Raw genomic sequence first — 17,937 nt, 5'->3', positions numbered from 1 at the left:
CCCTCACGGTTGCACGGTGTCCGGCGCGCTCGACGCTCCTGCCAGGTGCTCTAGGGGAATTCCTAAGCGGTGCCCGGGTGCCCGGGACGTGCCGTTCGCGGGCTCTGGGACCTGTCCCCATAGCGAGGGAGGGAGGGTCCGGGCAAGGGGTCAAGTCTAGGCGTCTGCCCGAACTGCGGACGGCACGCTCAAGGGGCGGCAGCCGACTGCCGCGAGGCCTGTGCCCGGGTGCCGACCGCGTCGTGCGCGCGGGCCGATCGCTGTACCCCTTGAAGGAGAAGAGGCGCATCCATGACCGCGATGAACCTGGTGTTGCCGTCACGTGCCGTGGACCCTCCCCTCGTGTCCCGGCTGGCGGCGTCGGCGGCGGTGGTCGAGGGCGGGGTGATGAGCAATGCGGAGGTGTTCGCCTGGATCGACGAGCGGCAGCGTGCGCAGCAGCAGCATGTCGAGCGGGTGCCGTTCGCGGCTCTGCGCGGCTGGCGTTTCGACCAGCGGACCGGCGATCTGCGTCATGACAGCGGGCGGTTCTTCTCGGTGCTGGGGCTCGCGGTGCGCTCGGACTTCGGGCCGGTGCGGACGTGGTCGCAGCCGATCATCCACCAGCCGGAGATCGGGATCCTGGGCATCGCGCTGCGGGACTTCGACGGCATTCCGCATCTGCTGATGCAGGCGAAGTCGGAGCCGGGCAACGTGAACGGCGTGCAGTTGTCGCCGACCGTGCAGGCGACGAAGAGCAACTACACAGGTGTGCACGGTGGTTCGGCGGTGCCGTACATGGATGTCTTCCGCAGGCCCGGGCCGGGGCAGGTGGTCGCAGACGTCCTGCAGTCGGAGCAGGGGTCGTGGTTCCTGCACAAGCGCAACCGGAACATGGTCGTGGAGGTGGGCCCGGAGGTGGAGGCCGGCGAGGACTTCGCCTGGCTGACGCTGGGTCAGGTCAACCTGCTGCTGGGCCACGACAACCTGGTGAACATGGACGCCCGTACGGTGCTGTCCTGCCTGCCGGACTGGCGTGGCGGCGAGGAGAACCTGGTCGAGGACGCCGGCTGGTCGCTGCACACCGGCCGGGAGGTCCGGACCTGGATCACCCGGCGGCGTGCGGAGCACGAGGTGAGCGCGGCGCCGATCCCGCTGGCGCAGGCGCAGGGCTGGCTGCGGACGCAGCACGCGGTGACGCACTGCAACGGCCTGTACTTCGATGTCGTCGCGGTGGACGTGTCCTCCCGCGGGCGTGAGGTGCCCGCCTGGTCGCAGCCGCTGCTGGAGCCCCGGGGCATGGGGGTGGCGGCGCTGTTCGTGAAGCGGATCGACGGGGTGCTGCACGCCCTGCTGCGGGCCCGTGCCGAACCGGGTTTCCTCGATGTGGTGGAGCTGGGTCCGACCGTGCAGTGCGTGCCGGAGAACTACGAGCATCTGCCCGAGTCGGACCGGCCGCCGTATCTCGCGCAGGCGCTGGCGCGCCGCGACCGTGCCCGTTACGACGTGGTGCTGTCCGAGGAGGGCGGCCGGTTCCGGAACGCGCAGAGCCACTACATGATCATCGAGACGGAGAGCGACTTCCCCGCCGTGTCGGACGAGTTCCGCTGGCTGACGCCTGGTCAGCTGGATGAACTGCTGCGGTACAGCCATCACTTGAACGTGCAGGCGAGGACGCTGGTCGCGGCGCTGAGGTCGCTGTGAGCGGCGGTACGGACCGGCCGCTGCGGCTGGGCGCGCTGGGGACCTCGTCGATCGCGCGCCGTCGCGCGCTGCCGAGCGCGGTGGCCGCGCCGGAGGTGGAACTCGTCGCCGTCGCGGGCCGGTCGGCGCAGAAGACGGCGGTGTTCGCGGAGCAGTTCGGCTGTGCGGCGGAGGCGGATCCCGCGTCGCTGCTGGAGCGTCCGGACGTGGAGGCGGTGTACATCTCCACGCCGACCGCGCTGCACCACACCTGGGCGGCGCGGGCCCTGCGGGCGGGCAAGCACGTGCTGGTCGAGAAGCCGGTCGGGGTCAACGCCCACGAGGCCCGCGAGCTGGCCGACCTGGCGCGGGAGCGCGGGCTGGTCCTGCGTGAGAACTTCATGTTCCTGCACCACCCGCAGCACGACTTCGCCGCGGATCTGGTGCGCCGTGGCCGGCTGGGCCGGCTGAGCGCGATGCACGCGGCCTTCTGCATTCCTCCGCTGCCCGCCGACGACATCCGCTACGTGCCCGACATGGGGGGCGGGGCGCTGCTGGACGTGGGGGTGTATCCGCTGCGCGCCGCCCAACTGCTGCTGGGCAAGGGGCTCCAGGTGGCCGGGGCGGTGCTGCGTACCCGGCCGGACGGGCTGGACCTGTCGGGTCAGGCGCTGCTGGTGTCGCCGTCCGGTGTCCTCGCGGACGTGACGTTCGGTTTCGAGCACGCGTACACGTCGACGTACTCGCTGTGGGGTGACGCGGCGCGTCTGTCGGTGACGCGGGCCTTCACGCCGCCGCCCGCGCACCAGCCGGTGCTCGTGCTGGAGGAGCAGGACCACGAGGAGCGGTTCACGCTGCCGGCCGCCGACCAACTGCACCGCTGTCTCGCGGAGTTCGCGGCGGCGGTCCGGCGGGGCGAGGCGGGCGGCGCGGAGGAGGCCGAGTGGCGCCGGGCCGTGGTGGCGGGCATGGATCTGGTCGACCTGGTGAACAAGGTGGCCGTGCGGGTGCCCGTGGGTGACGGCCGGGAGGACCGGGACAGACCCTCCGGCGGCAGGTGAGCGCCGCTGCCCGGTCCTGACGTCCCGCCGTGCACGACGACCGGAAATCGCCCTCCCCCCGCGCGCACCCGTGGTCCACTGCCGGGCAGACCATCACAGGGGGGAGGGCCCGGAAGCCGACGAGCGTGGCATGCCACCCCGAAGACCGTCCTGCCCAGCCCAATGGCCGGCCCGGAAGCCGGCCGCACCAGAGGAGTGTCCGTCATGGCTCCCCCCACCTCTCCCGGTCCCGCCTACGACAGTCCGCCGCCCCCGCCCGCCGGGGACGCGCCGGAGACCGCCGCGTCCCCCCGGTCCCCGGCCGGGGCGTGGGGCTTCCTCGCGACCGTGGTCTGCGACATCGTCCTGCCGGCCGGCCTCTACTACGTGCTGCGCGACCTGGGCGCCGACGAGATCACCTCGCTGCTGGTGAGCGGATCGGCGCCCGCCCTGCACACGCTGTACCTTGCGGTGCGGCACCGCAAGGTCGACGCCCTCGGTGTCTTCACCCTCACGCTGCTCGCCGTGAGTGCCCTCGCTTCGGTGGCGACCGCCAGTCCGCGCATCGTGCTCGCCCGCAACAGTCTGTTCACGGCGCTGGCCGGGGTGTGGCTGCTGGTCACCCTCTTCACCGCCCGGCCCTTCACGTACCAGGCCCTCAAGGCGCTGCTGCCCGGCCGGACCGAACGGCTGGAGAGCCTGTGGGAGCGGGATGTCGCGTTCCGCCGTGTGTGGCGTGCCGTGACCGTCCTGTGGGGTCTGGGGCTGCTCGTGGACGCCCTGGCGCGCCTGATCATGGCTTACACCCTGCCGGTCGACAGCGTGCCCGCGCTGGACGCGGCCCTGTACGCGGTGACCTGGATCGTGCTCCAGATCGTCACGCAGATCTCGCTGTACCGCTCGGGCACCTTCCGGAAGATCTTCTCGCGCTGATCACCCGGCCGGAGCCGGTCCGAGGCACGACAGACTTAACGGTCGTTTAATTCGGATCTTTCGCGCCACATATGTAACTTCGAGATGATTATTCGGTTACGTGTGATCGGTGTCGGGTTCGCCTGCGGGGCGTCCGGCCGCCGGGCCGGGCGCCCGTCGGGGGCCGTCGGGCACCGGCGCGCGTACGGGCGGCCGCAAACGGGCGCCCGCGGGCGCGGGCGGCATCCGCCCCCCGCCCGGCGTCACCTCCGCAAACCTCCCGCGCCCGGGGCGCGGAGGGTGTCCCGGCCCCCTTCGGGGCCGCCCCTCACGGACCTCACCTCGGTATCCGCTCTCCCGGCCGGCGGCCCGTGCCCGGCGCGGGCCGCCCAGGTGTTCCTGGGCGCCACGCCGTCGAGCAAACTCCCGGCCCGCGGCCCCGCCGCCCGGCGCGGGCACGGCGGCCGGCGCGGGCACGGCGGCCGGGCCGGCGACGGCCGGCCGGTGCCCCGCGCACCGGCCGGGTGCGCCCCCGCGAGCCCCTCCGCGCCGGGCGCGAGGACGGCCGCACCCGTCCGGTCACCTCACGGACGGGAGGAAGGGTGAAGGTGACGTGAAGGTGTCACCGGGGTGCGGTGCGCGCGGTCCGGGCGAGGTTGTGAAGTCGGCGGCCACAGCGGGCCCGTAGGCATAACCCGACCGAATACGGCGCACGCGCCACGGGCCGCCGCCGCTTCTCCCGGCGCACGTCGAATGGGCGAGAACGCGTCCGGCCGCCGACGCCGCGGGCCGGACACGGCCGGTGTTTGGCCCCCGCGGGGGGCCAACGTTGTCACGGGCCTCCGCACGGCCCCCAACGTCCATGTGTGAAAGCCTGGTTCGCGCATATCCGGGGAAGAGCCGCGCAAACTTGAGACGCGCTGGAGACTCGCTCGAAAGACAGTTGAATCCTGCAACGCGAACGTCAATTTGTGACCGCTTTCCTCTCTTCTTGTCACCGCACCGCGCATTCGACCGCTTGGCCACCTGTCAGGGAATTCCCTGACACCGTCCCCGCCCGCACCCAGCCCCACCTGCACTTCCTGCCATGCAGGCACCGGCCAGCAGCAACCCCTGGGAACGGGCCTGACGTTGCGCCAGCCTGCCCCTCAGCCGCAGCGACGAGGGAGGCCCTGTGCCGCACGGGCGGGCCGGTGCGCCCGGGCAGGGTGTCCACGCACATGAACTGGCCCTTCTGACGGAGGAGTTGGATCATGCTCACGGGTCGGCCGGGTTCGTCCGGCTGAGCGGCGAACCATGGGTCGGCAAGACCCGTCTGGCGCTCCGCCTGGCCCGGGCCGCCGCACACCGGGGGTGGGCCGTGGCGTGCGGCCGGGCCGCCAGGGACGGGACCGGACGTCCCTTCCACGCGCTGGTGGACGCGCTCGACGACCAGCTCGCCGCGGCGGACCCCGCCGTCCTGGAACGGCTGGGTCCGGCCCGGCTGCGCGTGCTGGCCCAGGTCTTCCCCGCCCTGGGCGGCTCCGTCCCGCACGGCCCGCCGGAGGCCGATGTCCACGCGGTCGCGCGGGCGTTGCGTGCCGTGCTGGAGGAACTGGCCGGCCGGCGCGGGCTCCTGCTGGTGCTGGACGACGCGCACCGCGCGGGGTGGGAGGTGGCGGAGTTCGCCGAACACCTGCTGCGCCACCCGCCCGACGCACCCGTGCTGACGGTGCTCGTGCACCGCGGCAGCGGGCCGGGCGCCGGACGGCTGGCCTCGCTCGCCCACCCCGACGGCGCGGTGCGCCACATCCCGCTGCGGCCGCTGGCGCGCGAGGCGGCCGCGGCGCTGCTGCCCGAGGGGCTCGCCCCGCTCCACCGGGAGCTGGTCCTGCGGGACGCGGAGGGGGTGCCGGGGCTGCTGCGGGCGCTGTCCGACGGTGAGCCGCCCGACGCCGCGGGAGTCCCCCACAGCAGTCTCGAACTGGCCTGCGGGCCCTCCCCCTTGGCGCCGTCCGCCCCGGCGCTGGACCTGGGCGCGCTGTCCCCGCTCGCCCGGCTGGCCGCGGACGCGGCCGCCGCCGCGGGCGACCCCTTCACCGTGGAGACGGTGGCGCACACGGCGCCGCTGCCCCTCGGCCTGGCCCTGCGCGCGGTGGACGAACTGCACAGCGAGGGCATCCTCGTGCCGGACCCGCGGGCGGGGTGGTCCCGCTTCCGCCGGCCCGCGGCCCGGGCCCTGGTGCACCAGGCCGCGGGGGCCGCGCAGCGGCGCGCGGCCCGGGAGCGGGCGCTCGCCGCACCGGACGCCGGAGACGACACCGGCGGCGCGGTCCTCGCGCTGCTGGAGACCGCCGGGCCGCCCACGGCCGCGCAGGCGGCCCTGCTGGAGAGCTGCGCGCGCACCACGGTGTTCACCCAGCCGGCCCGCGCGGAGCGGGCCGCCCGCCGGGCGGCGGAACGGCCCGGCGCCCCGCCCGGCCCGCATCTGCTGCGCTGCCAGGCCCTGGTGCTGTGCGGGCGGCCGGCCCAGGCGCTGACCGAGTACGCGCGGCTGTGGCCACGGCGGGAGGCCGCCCCGCCTCCCGCCACCACCGAACGCACCGAACGCACCGAACGCACCGAACGCACCGACACCACGGTGTGGACCGAGGCCGCGGTGTGGCGGGCCCGGGCGCTGCGGCTGCTGGGGGCCCGCCCGCAGGCGAGACGGGTGCTGCGCGCGGTGTCCGCCGGTGACCGGGCCGCCGTTCCGGCGGCGCAGGCCGAACTGGCCGCGCTGCTGCTGGAGTCGGGGCGGCCGGCCCGGGGGGCCGCGCTCGGCGCCGCCCGCCGCGCGGTGCGCTGCGCGCCGCAGAGCGACGTGGCCGCGTACAGCCACGCGCTGGCGCTGCTGGCCGCCGCGCACGCGGCGCAGGGGGCGCGGGAGGCGGCTCTGGAGGCGGCCGGGGAGGCCGGACCGCTGCTGTCCGGGCTCGGACCGGAGGAGGCCGCTCCGGTCGTGGAGGCGTGGCGCTGGCTGGGCGAGGCCGTGGCGGACGGCGACGCCCGGCGGGCCCGGCAGTTCTTCCGGCACGGTTTCGACCTCGCCCTGCACCACGGGCAGGGGCATTTGCTCGGCCCCTTCGCGCTGGGGCTGGCACTGGCCTGCCTGCATTCCGGTGAACCGGCCGCCGCCGCCCGGCACGCCCGTTTCGCCGCCGCGGAATTCGACCGGCTCACCGCCTACGATTCCGCGGCCACCGCTCAAGATCTCCTCGAATTCATCGAAAGAGGACCCGAACGCAATCCGGAGAACGATTTCGGAATTCCGCTCAGCACGCGCGAGAAGGAAATCGCGATGCTGATAGGCCCGGGTCTCACGAATAAACAGATCGCGGCCCGCATGAACATCAGCATCAAGACCGTGGAAACTCATCTCGGCCGCATATTCAAGAAGCTCGGGGTGAGATCACGGGCCGAGGTCGTCTTCCGGCTCAGTATTCCGGCGGCCGGGTTTCCGCCACCGGACGAGGAATGCGGGCCCGCCGCGCGGCGGCCGGCCACCGTCCGTTCACCCGCACCCGGAGGGCACCCTCCCGGTTCCGGGTGAACGGACGGTGGCACGGGGGTCCGTCCGCGCGGACGGTTCTGCCGTTGGCCGGTGCCTGAGGCAAAACCGCCGGGAAGCGGACCCGGTACGCCCGCTACGGGCACCTTTGCGGCCACAAAGACCCGGCCGGGGCCGGCGCCCGGACACCGCTCCCGGGGCGAACGCGCAGGTCCGGAGCGGTGTCAGAGGGTCCTTCTCCCCCGACGCCGGGCGGCGCCGGACCCGGCGGGGCCCCGCCGGGCGGGCCGGTGCCGGCCGCGCCGCGCACAAGGCCACCCTGCACGCACCCCGCCGCCCCAGACCGACCGACCGCCCGGTACGGACCTTTCCGCCAGGTCCGCGGGCCGCCGTCATGCACAGGAGCGGGCGCCGCGTCCAGGCCCTTACGGGCAGAGTGTCGGCCACGAAGAGGACGCGCCCCGGGGCCCCGGCCGCCGCGCCCCACGGGCCCGCGGCCGGGTGCGGCAGGCCCCTGATCCGGCCAGGCGCCGCCGGGACCCCGCGGCCCCCTCGCGCCGGGCCCCGCCGGACCGGCGCCGACCGCTGTCCGTGCCACCGAACAGGCCTTACGCCGTCCCGGACCGTATACCCCGGGCCGCACACCCCCGCCGGGCGGCCGCGACGCGCCCGGGCGCCCCGCGGGAGCCCGGCCGTCCGGCGGGAGCGGCCCGGCTCCCCCGGGCCGCGCCGCGAGGAGTCCCGCCACGGCGGCCGCCGCCCGTCATCGCACCCGCTCCCGCGCCGCGCCCCACGGGGCCGGGGCGCGGGGGCGCGCGGGCCGCCGCGGCCGCCCGGGATCCGTCCGCCGGCCCGGCGGACCCCGTACAGCAGGACGGCCCGCCGGTTTCCGCGGCGGGCCGTCCGACCGGTCGGGCCGACCGGCCGGCTGCCGGTTCGACGGGCCGGCTGGTCAGGTCGGGCCCGTCGGGTGGAAACATGAGCAAAGCCCGCTTTGCGGACATGCCGACGGGCGGCCCGGGAAGCACCGGCCCGCCCGCGTCACAGCTGGTCCATCAGCCCCACTGGTCGTCCCCGAGCGGCGCCGCGTGCACGGAATGCGACGAAGGTGTCGACACGGCCACCTGGCCGTGCGCAATCGCGGGAACCGTAATGTTGGCGCCGAGTGCGCCGATGAATCCGGCAGTGGCCAGAAGTCCAGCGGTCGTGATTCGCAGTACAAGCTTGCTCATAGCTACCCCCAAGTTCGACAGTTGGCCGTGCAGCAGCAAGACTCGCCGACCCGGGTTCTCCGCCCAACCCATTCCTGGTGTCGTAAAGTTGCCTGACAAGAAGTTCCGTCGCGCGGGAATGCGAGCCTCCAGTGCCTGAAAGCTCTCTCCCTGCAGGCGCTTTCGCCATGCTGGATGACGCAGAAGCGAAGGCGTACCGCAATGCAGTCCTGCTGGGCCGCTTTGTCCGTGAGGAGATGGCGACCGCCCTCGGCGTCTCCCTGGAAAAGGTGGCACAAGTCGAGGAGCGCCTGACGGCGCTCAGCCTGCTGCGCCCGCTGCCCGGCGAGCCGGACCTGCTGGTCCCGGTGAGCCCCGACACTGCGGTGGCCGACCTCGTGGGGCCGGCCGAGGGCCGCATACGCGACCTGCAGCGGGAGGTCACCGAGATACGTGACCAGATGGGCGCGCTGCGCGCGACCTACTTCGAGAGCCGCCAGCAGCGCAACCAGGCCGAGGCCTTCGACGTGATCAGCGACATCAACGCGCTGCAGGCCGTGCTGGACGAGCAGGGCGAGCGCTGCCGCACCGAGATGCTCAGCGCCCAGCCCGGCGGTGCCCGCCCCTCCAGCCTGCTGGCCAACGCCCGGCCCAGAACCCTGGAACGGCTCAGACGCGGGGTGCAGATACGTCACCTCTACCAGCACACCGCGCGCAGCGACCTGGCCACCGCCTCCTATGTGCGGGCGATCACCGAGCACGGCGCCGAGGTGCGCACCACCGACGAGCTGATCGACCGGATCGTCATCTACGACCGGGAGGTGGCCTTCCTTCCCGAGCAGCACGTGGGCGGCCGGGCCCCCGGGGCGGTGGTGGTGCGCGAGCCGACCCTGGTGGCCTTCATCTGCCGGGTCTACGAGCATCTGTGGTCCGGGGCCACCCAGTTCGTGCCCGGGGCCGAGGACAGCAGCGAGATCACCGACGACCTGAAGCGGTCGATCATCCGGCTCATGGCGCAGGGCTACAAGGACGAGCTGGTGGCCCGCAGGCTGGGCATGTCGGTGCGCACCTGCCGCCGCTACATCTCCCAGATCATGCTGAGCGTCGACGCCAACAGCCGCTTCCAGGCCGGGGTGCACATCGCGCTGACGGGACTGCCCGACCTCCAGTAGACCGGCCGGCACTGCCTGCCAGGCCACAACCTGTCACCGGACGCAAGTGGCCTTACCGCCCCGCTCCCCGGCAGGCTGGTACGACCAGTCACATCGAGCCAGGACACCGCCGAGGAGTGTGAGGCGTTGGAGACTTCCCGGCCCGCGCCGCCGGGGTACGGACACGGCAGCCGCCATCTGGTGCACCGGCCGCAGTGCTTCGGCCCCCAGACGCCCGACAGCCCCGACGACCGGTCGCAGGAGTTCGTCCTGACCGGTGAACTGCCCACCTCGCACCCGCTGTTCAACGACGGGCACGACCGCTTCCACGACCTGCAGGCGGCCATGGCGATGGTCCGCCAGGTCAGCGGCGGGATCGGCCAGGCCCACTTCGGGGTCGCGGCCGACCGGGTGCCGATCTTCTACCGGTTCGGCCTGGAGATGGACGAGGTCAGCGCCTGGCGCCGGCACGCGGGACCCGGCACACTGACGACGACCATGCGGGTGCGGCCGGACAAGGTGATCTCCGGCGTCCCGCGGGCCCTGGAGTTCGACGCGCGCCTGGAGATCGACGGGGTCGCGGCGGGCACCGGGTCGGCCAATCTGCTCTTCCTCGCCCCGATGGCGCACCGCAGCCATCGCGAGCACTCCCGTCACACCGTCCTCGCCACGGCCGGGCAGCAGCATCCCGGGCACGACGACACCACCGACACCACCAGCAGGTCACCGGGGCCCGCTCCCGCGGACGTGGGGCGCGCCAGCGCCGCCAACGTCCTGCTGCGCCCCCCGGTGACCGTCAACGGGCAGCGGCTGTCGGCCGCGGTGCTCGCGCCCGACACCTGGCGGGCCGGCGCGGTCCGCCCGGACCGGGTGACCTCATCCGCGCTGCTGCTCGAAGTGCTGCGCCAGACGGCGCTGTTGACCGCGCACCGGCTGCACGGCCTGGACCCGCGGCACTGTGCGCCCGTGGCCATGCACACGCATTTCCGGGGCCACGCGGAGCCCGATCTGCCGCTGCGGTGCGTGGCGGTGGCGCAGTCGGTCCGGCAGGACGCGCTGGGGCGGCCGCTGGTGGCGATGACGCTCGCCCTGACCCAGGCGGGGAGGGCGGTGACGGAGGCGGCGGTGTCAGTCGTCGAGGATCTGTGACCACTCCTCCTGCTCGGCGTCCAGTGCCTCCTGGATCGCCGCGACGGCCTCGGCGTCGAGCATCGTGGTGATCTCCGTGTCCAGGGTGCGGCCCATGCCGGCATCGTAGACCGCGATGCTCACCACGAACTCGGTGCCGCCGCTGTTGAGGACGAGGGTGCGCAGGGTCCACTCGTCACCCGCTCCGGCCGTGCCGTCGGGCCGGTTCAGCTGCACGGGCCTACTCTGCGGGCCGAAGCCGAACTCGTTGAAGCGGAACTGCATGCCCTGGCCGATCGCCTTGCTGTAGGCCTCCTTGAGCGTCCACAGCCGGACCAGGCTCGGGTTGCGTTCCGGCTCCGGCAGCCTCGACAGCATGCGCTGCTCGTCGGGGGTGCAGATGAGCCGGGCCAGGCCGCGGGCGTAGATGCTGCGGTCGGCGCGTTCCGCGTCCACCCCGATCAGGCCGCTGCTGGTCAGGCCGACCAGCAGCAGGTCGTCGGTGTGGCTGAGGCTGATGTCGATCTGGTCGCAGCCGCGCAGGTAGGGGCGTCCGGTCGGCCCGTAGGCCAGTTCCAGGTCGATCGCCTCGGCCCGCAGGGCGGCCGCGGCGGCGTGTTTGAGCAGCCGCCGTGACGCCGCGTACCGGCTCTGGATGTCCGGGTGTCCGATGTCGCGGTAGCGCGACCAGTCGCGGCCCAGCACCGCGCGCAGGGCGGGGCCGTCCGGTGCCCGCGGCCGCCAGTCGGCGAGCCGGCCGTGGACCACCGCCGTGCCGTAGCGCCGCAGGTCCTCGCGGACCGCCGCCCAGTCGCTGTCCTCGGCTGTCACACCGATCAGGCCCCCGCCGACGGCGTTCATCGGGTGTCCCTCCCCTCGGTGGTGACCAGTGAGTGGATCTCGCGCATGCTACGGGCTTCGAGCAGGCGGCTGACCGGGACGCTGCGGCCCGTCTCGCGTTCCAGGAGCATCAGCAGGCGCAGCAGGTGGACCGAGTCCCAGTCGGGCAGCTGGTCGAAGTCGGCCGCGGCCTGTTCCTCGGTCAGGTCCAGGCCCAGGCCGTCGCGCACCGCTTCGAGGAAGCCGGCGAGGCCGGCCGTGCTGTCACGACTCATCGGCGTCTCCTTCGAAGTCGGCCCGCACACTCAGGTGGCCGGGCGGGGCGGGGATGTCCTTCAGGTCGTGCCGGAACAGTGTCTCCGCGCTGTCGCCGGGGGTGTCGGGCACGAAGCCGAGTGAGGGGTAGAAGCCGCTCGCCCGTCCGTTGCCGCGGGTGGCGCGGTAGCGGGCGCGGACCGCGGGCAGGCCCAGGTCGCGGGCGTGGGCGAGGACCGCGGCCAGGCAGCCGTGTTCGATGTCGCGGGCCAGTACCCGGCAGCTGAGCAGCATGTTGTCGATCGTCAGGCCGTCCGGGGCGCGGCGGGTGAAGATCGCGCCGACCAGGCCGCTGTCGCCGTACCGGTCGCTCACGCGCACCGTCAGCGGGCGGCGGCCCCCGGTGCACAGCTGCTCGGGCGGGAGGCGTTCGCCGGTGAGGTTGAACTGGTTGGTGCGCAGCGAGAGTTGGGACAGCCGCGGTAGTTCGTGGGGGCGGGGCGGGGCGATGCTGACGACGATGCCCAGTTCGCGCAGGTACTCCTCGTGCGAGCCGGTCGCGCCGCGCAGCCGGGCCCGGGCGTCGGCGCCCCGGTACTGGGCGGCCCGGCCGCGGTCCTCGTCGGTCACGTGCGGGGTGTCGAACCAGCCGTCGGCCAGCAGCCGGGTGACGTGCCAGGCCGGTTCGGTGCCCAGCGGGACGACGGGGGTGTCGGGCAGGCGGTGGCGGACCAGGGCGCGTTCGGCGGGGTTGTCGTCGGCGAACACCAGGGCGTCGGTGGCGATGCCCAGCCGGCCGGCGATGGTGCGCAGGGCGGTGTCCTTGGGGTCCCAGCCGGCCTGCACGCTGACGAAGTCCTCGGCGCGCAGGGTCATCTCGGGGTGGTGGGCGAGGACGTCCCGGACCGGGCCTGGGTCGTTCTTGCTGCTGACGGCGAGCAGGACGCCCTGGGCGGCGAGTTGCTTGACGACCCGTTGGAGCGCGGCGTACGGCTCGCCCCGGGGGGTGGGCCCGCAGGTGATGCCGTCCGGTCCGTCCTCGCTCAGCACCCCGTCCCACAGGGTGTGGTCGAGGTCGAGGACCAGGCATTTCTTCGTCATGCCGCGCCGGGCGCGCAGCACGTGCACGGCCTCGCGGGCCAGGGCGGCGAAGAGGGCGGCGCTGAAGGCGCTGCGGGTGTAGAGGGCTAGCCGGGCGTCGGTGGCCGGTCCGGTGGCGGCGATGAGCGGGTCGAGGTCGACGACGGCCAGGGCGGGGTGGTCGCCGGGCAGCCGCAGCAGGCGGGCGTTGAACTCCCGCCACACCGCGCCGAGCAGGGCGCGCTGTCGCTGGTCGATGATCTGGTGGGTGGCGGCGCGGGGCAGCGGGAGGGTGTTGAGGACCAGGGCTCCGGTGCCGTGTGCGGTGTGGGCGTCGGCGACGGCGCGCAGCTGGTCCAGGAGCCGGGCGCAGGCCTGTTCGGCGTCGTCGACGCTCCAGGGCGTCACGAGCTGTTCCAGGACGGCTTCGGGTCCCAGTACACAGATCGTCAGTTCCGGTCTGTGGGAGCGCAGTTCGCTGTGTTCGTCGGTGAGGTCGCGCAGGTAGGCGCCGTGGTCGCCGGTGACGAGGCGGCCGAGCAGGCCGTGCCGGGCGAGTTCGGCCGTCAGCGGGTCGGTGAGCTGGGCGGTGGCGGAGTGCCCGGTGACGGCCACGGTCGGCACGGGGGTGTGCGGATGGTGGGCGAGGACGTCGTCGGGGCTCAGCCGGGTCAGCAGGCTTCCGCAGCGGGTCAGTTCGTCGGCGGTCTGTTCCTCGGTGCGGTCCGCGGCGTCGGTGACGGCGGTCAGCAGGGGGGCGACGTCGGGGTAGGCCGCGGCCAGCCGGCCGGTGCGGTGCAGGGTGCGCAGTTCGTCCAGGGCGGTGGTCATCGGGCGGGCCCTTCTTCCCCGGGGCCGGCGGCGGGCCGTCGCAGTGCCAGCCCCGCCTTGATCCATTTGCTGGACTCGACGACCACGGACAGGGCGCGTTCCCCGGGGGCCAGCCGGTCCATGAGCCGGTCGAGCTGGAGCAGGGGCAGGGCGTTGCCGGTGTTGCCGGTGTCGCGTACGCAGGAGACCTCGCGGCAGCCGGGCGGCAGGCCGAGGCCGGCGACGATCCGGTCGGTCATGTGTCCCGACAGCTGGGGCGGCAGGACGGCGTCGACCTGCTGCGGGGTCCAGCCCGCGGTGCTGAGCAGTTCCCACACGATCTCGCCGGCGAGGGCGGGTACCTCCTCCTCGATGGTCTTGTAGTCCTCGAAGAGCATCTGGCGGTCGGGGTCGGGTTCGGTGATCCCGCGCCAGCCCACGACCTGTCCCGGCGGGCGTCCCTGTCCCGCGAAGCGGTGCAGCAGGCCGTGTACGGCCAGGGCGTCGCCGTGCGGGTGCGTGGTGACGACCGCGGCGGCGGCTCCGTCGCCGAACAGGACGTAGTTGACGAGTTCCTGGCCGGCGAGGGTGGTGGCGTCCCGGCCGGCCTGGAGGAAGCGGGCGGTGACGTCGCCGGAGACGACGAGGCCGGTGCGGTGGCCGCCGGCGAGCAGGGCGCGGGCGACGTCGAGGGCCTGGACGGCGCCCGAGCAGCCGGCCTGGAGCTGGTAGGTGGGCAGGTGGTTGAGGCCGAGCCGGTCGGCGGTCTCGTTGGCGGTGGTGGGCAGCAGGGTGTCGGGGGTGGCGGTGGACAGCACCAGGAAGTCGAGGTCGGCGGCGGCCAGTCCGGCGGCGGCCAGGGCCCGGGCCGCGGACTCGGCGCACAGGTCGCCGAGGGTGTGGGTGATCTTTCCGGTCGCCAGGTCCCAGCCGAAGTGGCGGGTGCCGGTGCCGACGAAGAGGTCGATCCACTCCTCGCTGATCCCGAAGGCGCGGCTCAGTGCCGCGTTGTCGACGGGTTCGGCGGGCAGTGCGCTGCCCGTGCCGGCGATGTGCATGAGTGCGGTGCGCGCTGTCATGGCGTGGCCCCCGTGCTGGTCAGTTCGCGTACGAAGGCGGCGAGGGTGCCCACGGACTTCAGCGCGGGCAGCAGTTGCGGCACGGTGATGTCGGCGCCCCGCGGGAGTTGTTGTTCGATGCGGTTCTTCAACTGCATGATCATCACCGAGTCGAAGCCGAGGTCCTCGTAGAGCCGGGCCTCGGCGTTGACCTGTTCGGGTGCGTAGGCGCCGACCTCGACGACGGCGTCGATGACCGCGCTGAGCGCGGAATCGGGCCGGGTGCCCGGCGGGGTGCCGGGGTCCTCGGGGTGCGGTGGGCGGTCCGGGCCGTGGGCCGCCGGCCGGTGGGTGGTGTCCGGGGCGGTGGGCGGCGGGGCGGGGTGGGCGGTGGTCTGTCCGAAGCGGTGTGCGGCGGAGAAGACGTAGGGGGCGAGGCGTTCGGTGCGGCGGTGGGCGGGCTCGTAGAGGGCGTCCCAGCAGGGTTCGACGCCGCTGAGGTAGAGGCCGCCCACGGTCTCGGCCAGGTCGGTGAAGGTGGCGGCCCGGCCGGGGGCGGGGTGCAGCAGCCGGATGCCGGTGGGCAGGTCGCCCTGCCGGACGAGGTTCAGCAGGTGGGCGGCCGGGCCGAGTTCGACCAGGCAGGTCGGGGCGGCCTCGGTCATCAGGGCGGACAGTGCGTCGGCGAAGCGGACCGGTGTCACGGCCAGGTCCGCCCAGTACGCGGTGTCCGGGATCTCGTCGCGCAGCATCCGGCCGTGGCGGGCCGAGGCCAGGGCGATTCTGGCGGGGCCGGCCGTGACCGGGCCGGCCAGGGCGGCGATCCGGGCCTGCAGGTCGGTGTCCGCGGAGCCCTGGGCGGCGTGCGGGACCGGGAGGCGGCGGGTGTTCAGGCCGCGGGCGGCCAGGTCGGCGGCGGCCTGCCGCAGGACGTCGGCGGTGCCGGAGACGACGGTGTCGTGCGGGCCGTTGACGGCGGCGAGGAACAGGCCGGGGCGGGCGGCGAGGAGGTCGGCGAGTTCCTCCGGGGTGGCGCGCACGCTCAGCATGCCGCCGTCGGGCAGGTCGTGGGCGGCGGTGGCGTGGGCGGCGACCAGGCGTGCGGCGTCCGGCAGGGTGAGCATGCCCGCGGCCACCGCGGCGGCGATTTCGCCGGTGCCGTGGCCGAGGACGGCGTCGGGCACCACGCCCAGCTCGGCCAGGGTCCGGGTGAGGGCGTGGGCGACCGCGAACAGGGCGGGCTGGGCCCAGCGGGCGTGGTGGATCGCGGGGTCGTCGGCGAGGATCAGGTCCCGTACCGAGCCGCCGGTGTGGGGGCGCAGCGCGTCGTCGGCCTCGTCGAGATGGCGCCGGTAGAGGACGGATTCGCGGTAGAGGGCGGCCGTCATGCCGGGCTCCTGGCAGCCCTGTCCGGGGTAGAGGAAGGCGACGGCGGGCGGGCGCAGGGCGCGGTCGGTGACGCGGGCCAGGGTGTGTTCGTCGGCGGCGGCCGCACGGAGGGAGTCGGCGAGTTCGGCCGTGTCGCGGGCGGTGAACACGGCCCGGTAGGGCAGGCCGGTCTTGACCTGGTTGCTGGTCCAGCACACCGAGGCGGCGTCGCCGCGCGGACGGCGGGCGAGCGCTTCGGCCTGGGCGGTGAGGTTGCGGCGCAGGGCCTCGGGGGTGTCGGCGGAGAGGGTGAACGCCCCGGCGGTGGCCGGTCCGCGCACGGCGGTGACGGGGGTGCGGGGTGCGGAGGCCAGGACGGCGTGGGCGTTGGTGCCGCCCATGCCGAAGCTGCTGACGGCGGCGACCACTTCTTCGGCCGGCAGCCGCAAGGGGGCCTTGAGCAGGCTCAGTCCCCGTTCGGCGAGGCGCAGTTGGGGGTTCTCGCGGGTGGCGAAGCGGCTGGCGGGCACGATGCGGTGGTGCAGGGCGAGGGCGGTCTTGATGAGGCCGGCGATGCCGGCGGCTCCTTCGGTGTGCCCGATGTTGCCCTTGACCGAGCCGATCGCGCAGGGTTCGTCGCGGGGCACCGCGTGCACCTCGCCGAGGGCCGCGCACTCGATGATGTCGCCGAGCGAGGTGCCGGTGCCGTGTGCCTCGATGAAGCGGACCTGGTCGGCGTCGACGCCGGCCCTGCGGTAGGCGGCGGCCACCACGGCCTGCTGGGACCAGCGGCTGGGTGCGCTGACGCCGTTGCTGCGGCCGTCCTGGTTGACGGCGGTGCCGCGGATGACGGCGTAGACGCGCTGGTGGTCGTCGAGGGCGTCCTGGAGGCGGCGCAGGACCACCACGCCGACGCCGTCGCTGCGGCCGATGCCGTCGGAGTCGAGGCTGAAGGGCTTGCAGCGTCCGTCGGGCGCCTTGAGTCCCATCTGCTGGTAGACCATGCCCAGTGCGGGGGTGAGCACGATGTTGACGCCGGCGGCGAGCGCGGTGGAGCACTCCCCGGACAGCAGTGAGTTGACGGCGAGGTGCACGGCGACCAGGGACGAGGAGCAGGCGGTGTCGACCGCGAGGCTGGGGCCCTTGAGGTCGAGGTGGTAGGAGATCCGGTTGGCCGTCATGCCCGCGCTGCTGCCGGCGCCCAGTTGCGGGGTGACCCGCGCGTAGTCGCCCATGTGGAGCTGGGCCCACTCGCTGCCCATCACCCCGACGAAGACACCGGCGTCGCTGCCGGCGAGTGCGGACGGGGCGCGGCCGGAGTCCTCCAGGGCCCGCCAGGCGCACTGCAGCAGGAGCCGCTGCTGCGGGTCCATGGCGGCCGCCTCGCGGGGCGCGATGGTGAAGAAGTCGTTGTCGAAGGTGGTGACGGTGTCGACGAAGCCGCCCTGGACGGTGTCGTCGAAGCCGGGGCCGCGGCGGTCCTCGGGCAGCGGGCCGATCGCGTCGCCGCCGCGCATCAGCAGGTCCCAGTAGGCCTCGACGCCGTGGGCGGCGGGAAAGACGCAGTCCAGACCGACCACGGCGACGGCGTTCACCGTTGCCACCGGTCGGGGTCCGCGCCGCGCGCCGTCAGATGGGCCGTCAGGTGGGCGACGGTCGGATGGTCCCAGACGAGCGAGGGTTCGACGACGATGCCGAAGTCGTCCTCGATGTCGCCGCACAGGCTGAGCGCGCACACGGAGTCCATGCCGTACTCGGCCAGGGGCACCGTCGCCTCGATGTTCTCGGGCAGCCGGTCCAGGTAGACCGCCAGGTGCGTGATCAGCCACTCGTGGAGCGGGGCCTCGGTGTGCCACGGCGGGGAGGGAGTCATCCCTGAAGGCTCCTTGTCCT

The 17,937-nt window shown here is 74.0% G+C and carries 13 protein-coding genes; 6 read left to right on the top strand and 7 right to left on the bottom strand.

Annotated features, from left to right (window positions below):
* Positions 1 to 291: 291 nt before the first annotated feature.
* From OG776_RS41600 to OG776_RS41585, 4 genes are all read left to right on the top strand, one after another.
* Positions 292 to 1,683: an NDP-hexose 2,3-dehydratase family protein gene (locus tag OG776_RS41600; RefSeq protein WP_148015043.1), complete on the top strand. Its 1,392-nt coding sequence runs from the start codon at positions 292 to 294 to the stop codon at positions 1,681 to 1,683.
* Positions 1,680 to 2,723 carry a Gfo/Idh/MocA family protein gene (locus tag OG776_RS41595; RefSeq protein ID WP_261995130.1) on the top strand — a complete coding sequence of 348 codons (1,044 nt, stop codon included), beginning with the start codon at positions 1,680 to 1,682 and terminating at the stop codon, positions 2,721 to 2,723. The genes OG776_RS41600 and OG776_RS41595 overlap by 4 nt, the downstream gene beginning before the upstream one ends.
* 204 nt (positions 2,724 to 2,927) lie before the next feature.
* Positions 2,928 to 3,635: a VC0807 family protein gene (locus tag OG776_RS41590; RefSeq protein WP_187286143.1), complete on the top strand. Its 708-nt coding sequence runs from the start codon at positions 2,928 to 2,930 to the stop codon at positions 3,633 to 3,635.
* 1,153 nt (positions 3,636 to 4,788) lie between these two features.
* Complete coding sequence (locus tag OG776_RS41585; RefSeq protein ID WP_329318061.1) at positions 4,789 to 7,185, top strand: helix-turn-helix transcriptional regulator; 2,397 nt, start codon at positions 4,789 to 4,791, stop codon at positions 7,183 to 7,185.
* 1,013 nt (positions 7,186 to 8,198) lie between these two features.
* Here OG776_RS41585 and OG776_RS41580 read toward each other — a convergent pair.
* Positions 8,199 to 8,375: a hypothetical protein gene (locus tag OG776_RS41580; RefSeq protein WP_187286144.1), complete on the bottom strand. Its 177-nt coding sequence runs from the start codon at positions 8,373 to 8,375 to the stop codon at positions 8,199 to 8,201.
* A gap of 167 nt (positions 8,376 to 8,542) precedes the next feature.
* Between OG776_RS41580 and OG776_RS41575 the strand changes: the two genes are divergently transcribed.
* Together OG776_RS41575 and OG776_RS41570 are read left to right on the top strand one after the other, a co-directional pair.
* Complete coding sequence (locus tag OG776_RS41575) at positions 8,543 to 9,526, top strand: hypothetical protein (RefSeq protein ID WP_148015045.1); 984 nt, start codon at positions 8,543 to 8,545, stop codon at positions 9,524 to 9,526.
* Between the two features lie 126 nt (positions 9,527 to 9,652).
* Positions 9,653 to 10,654, top strand: coding sequence for an AfsA-related hotdog domain-containing protein (locus tag OG776_RS41570; protein WP_148015046.1), 1,002 nt, complete (start codon positions 9,653 to 9,655; stop codon positions 10,652 to 10,654).
* Here the strand turns inward: OG776_RS41570 and OG776_RS41565 are convergent.
* From OG776_RS41565 to OG776_RS41540, 6 genes are read right to left on the bottom strand one after another with little or no spacing between them, the layout of a single operon-like run.
* On the bottom strand, positions 10,634 to 11,494 hold the full coding sequence (locus OG776_RS41565; RefSeq protein WP_148015047.1) for a 4'-phosphopantetheinyl transferase family protein: 861 nt from the start codon (positions 11,492 to 11,494) through the stop codon (positions 10,634 to 10,636). The genes OG776_RS41570 and OG776_RS41565 overlap by 21 nt on opposite strands.
* A complete protein-coding gene (locus OG776_RS41560; protein ID WP_148015048.1) occupies positions 11,491 to 11,748 on the bottom strand; it encodes an acyl carrier protein in 258 nt (85 codons plus the stop codon). Before OG776_RS41560 ends, OG776_RS41565 begins: the two co-directional genes overlap by 4 nt.
* Positions 11,738 to 13,639, bottom strand: a complete 1,902-nt coding sequence (locus OG776_RS41555) for an HAD-IIIC family phosphatase (RefSeq protein ID WP_148015049.1) — start codon at positions 13,637 to 13,639, stop codon at positions 11,738 to 11,740. The genes OG776_RS41560 and OG776_RS41555 overlap by 11 nt, the downstream gene beginning before the upstream one ends.
* Complete coding sequence (locus tag OG776_RS41550) at positions 13,636 to 14,697, bottom strand: 3-oxoacyl-[acyl-carrier-protein] synthase III C-terminal domain-containing protein (protein ID WP_148015050.1); 1,062 nt, start codon at positions 14,695 to 14,697, stop codon at positions 13,636 to 13,638. The genes OG776_RS41555 and OG776_RS41550 overlap by 4 nt, the downstream gene beginning before the upstream one ends.
* On the bottom strand, positions 14,694 to 17,648 hold the full coding sequence (locus OG776_RS41545; RefSeq protein WP_329318068.1) for a type I polyketide synthase: 2,955 nt from the start codon (positions 17,646 to 17,648) through the stop codon (positions 14,694 to 14,696). Before OG776_RS41545 ends, OG776_RS41550 begins: the two co-directional genes overlap by 4 nt.
* Positions 17,636 to 17,917 carry an acyl carrier protein gene (locus OG776_RS41540; protein WP_148014244.1) on the bottom strand — a complete coding sequence of 94 codons (282 nt, stop codon included), beginning with the start codon at positions 17,915 to 17,917 and terminating at the stop codon, positions 17,636 to 17,638. Before OG776_RS41540 ends, OG776_RS41545 begins: the two co-directional genes overlap by 13 nt.
* Positions 17,918 to 17,937 lie beyond the last annotated feature (20 nt).

Source organism: Streptomyces sp. NBC_01689 (genome assembly GCF_036250675.1).
Taxonomy (GTDB): Bacteria; Actinomycetota; Actinomycetes; order Streptomycetales; family Streptomycetaceae; genus Streptomyces.
Note: the sequence above shows the minus strand (reverse complement) of the source record. Positions and strands in the feature narration are given on the sequence as shown.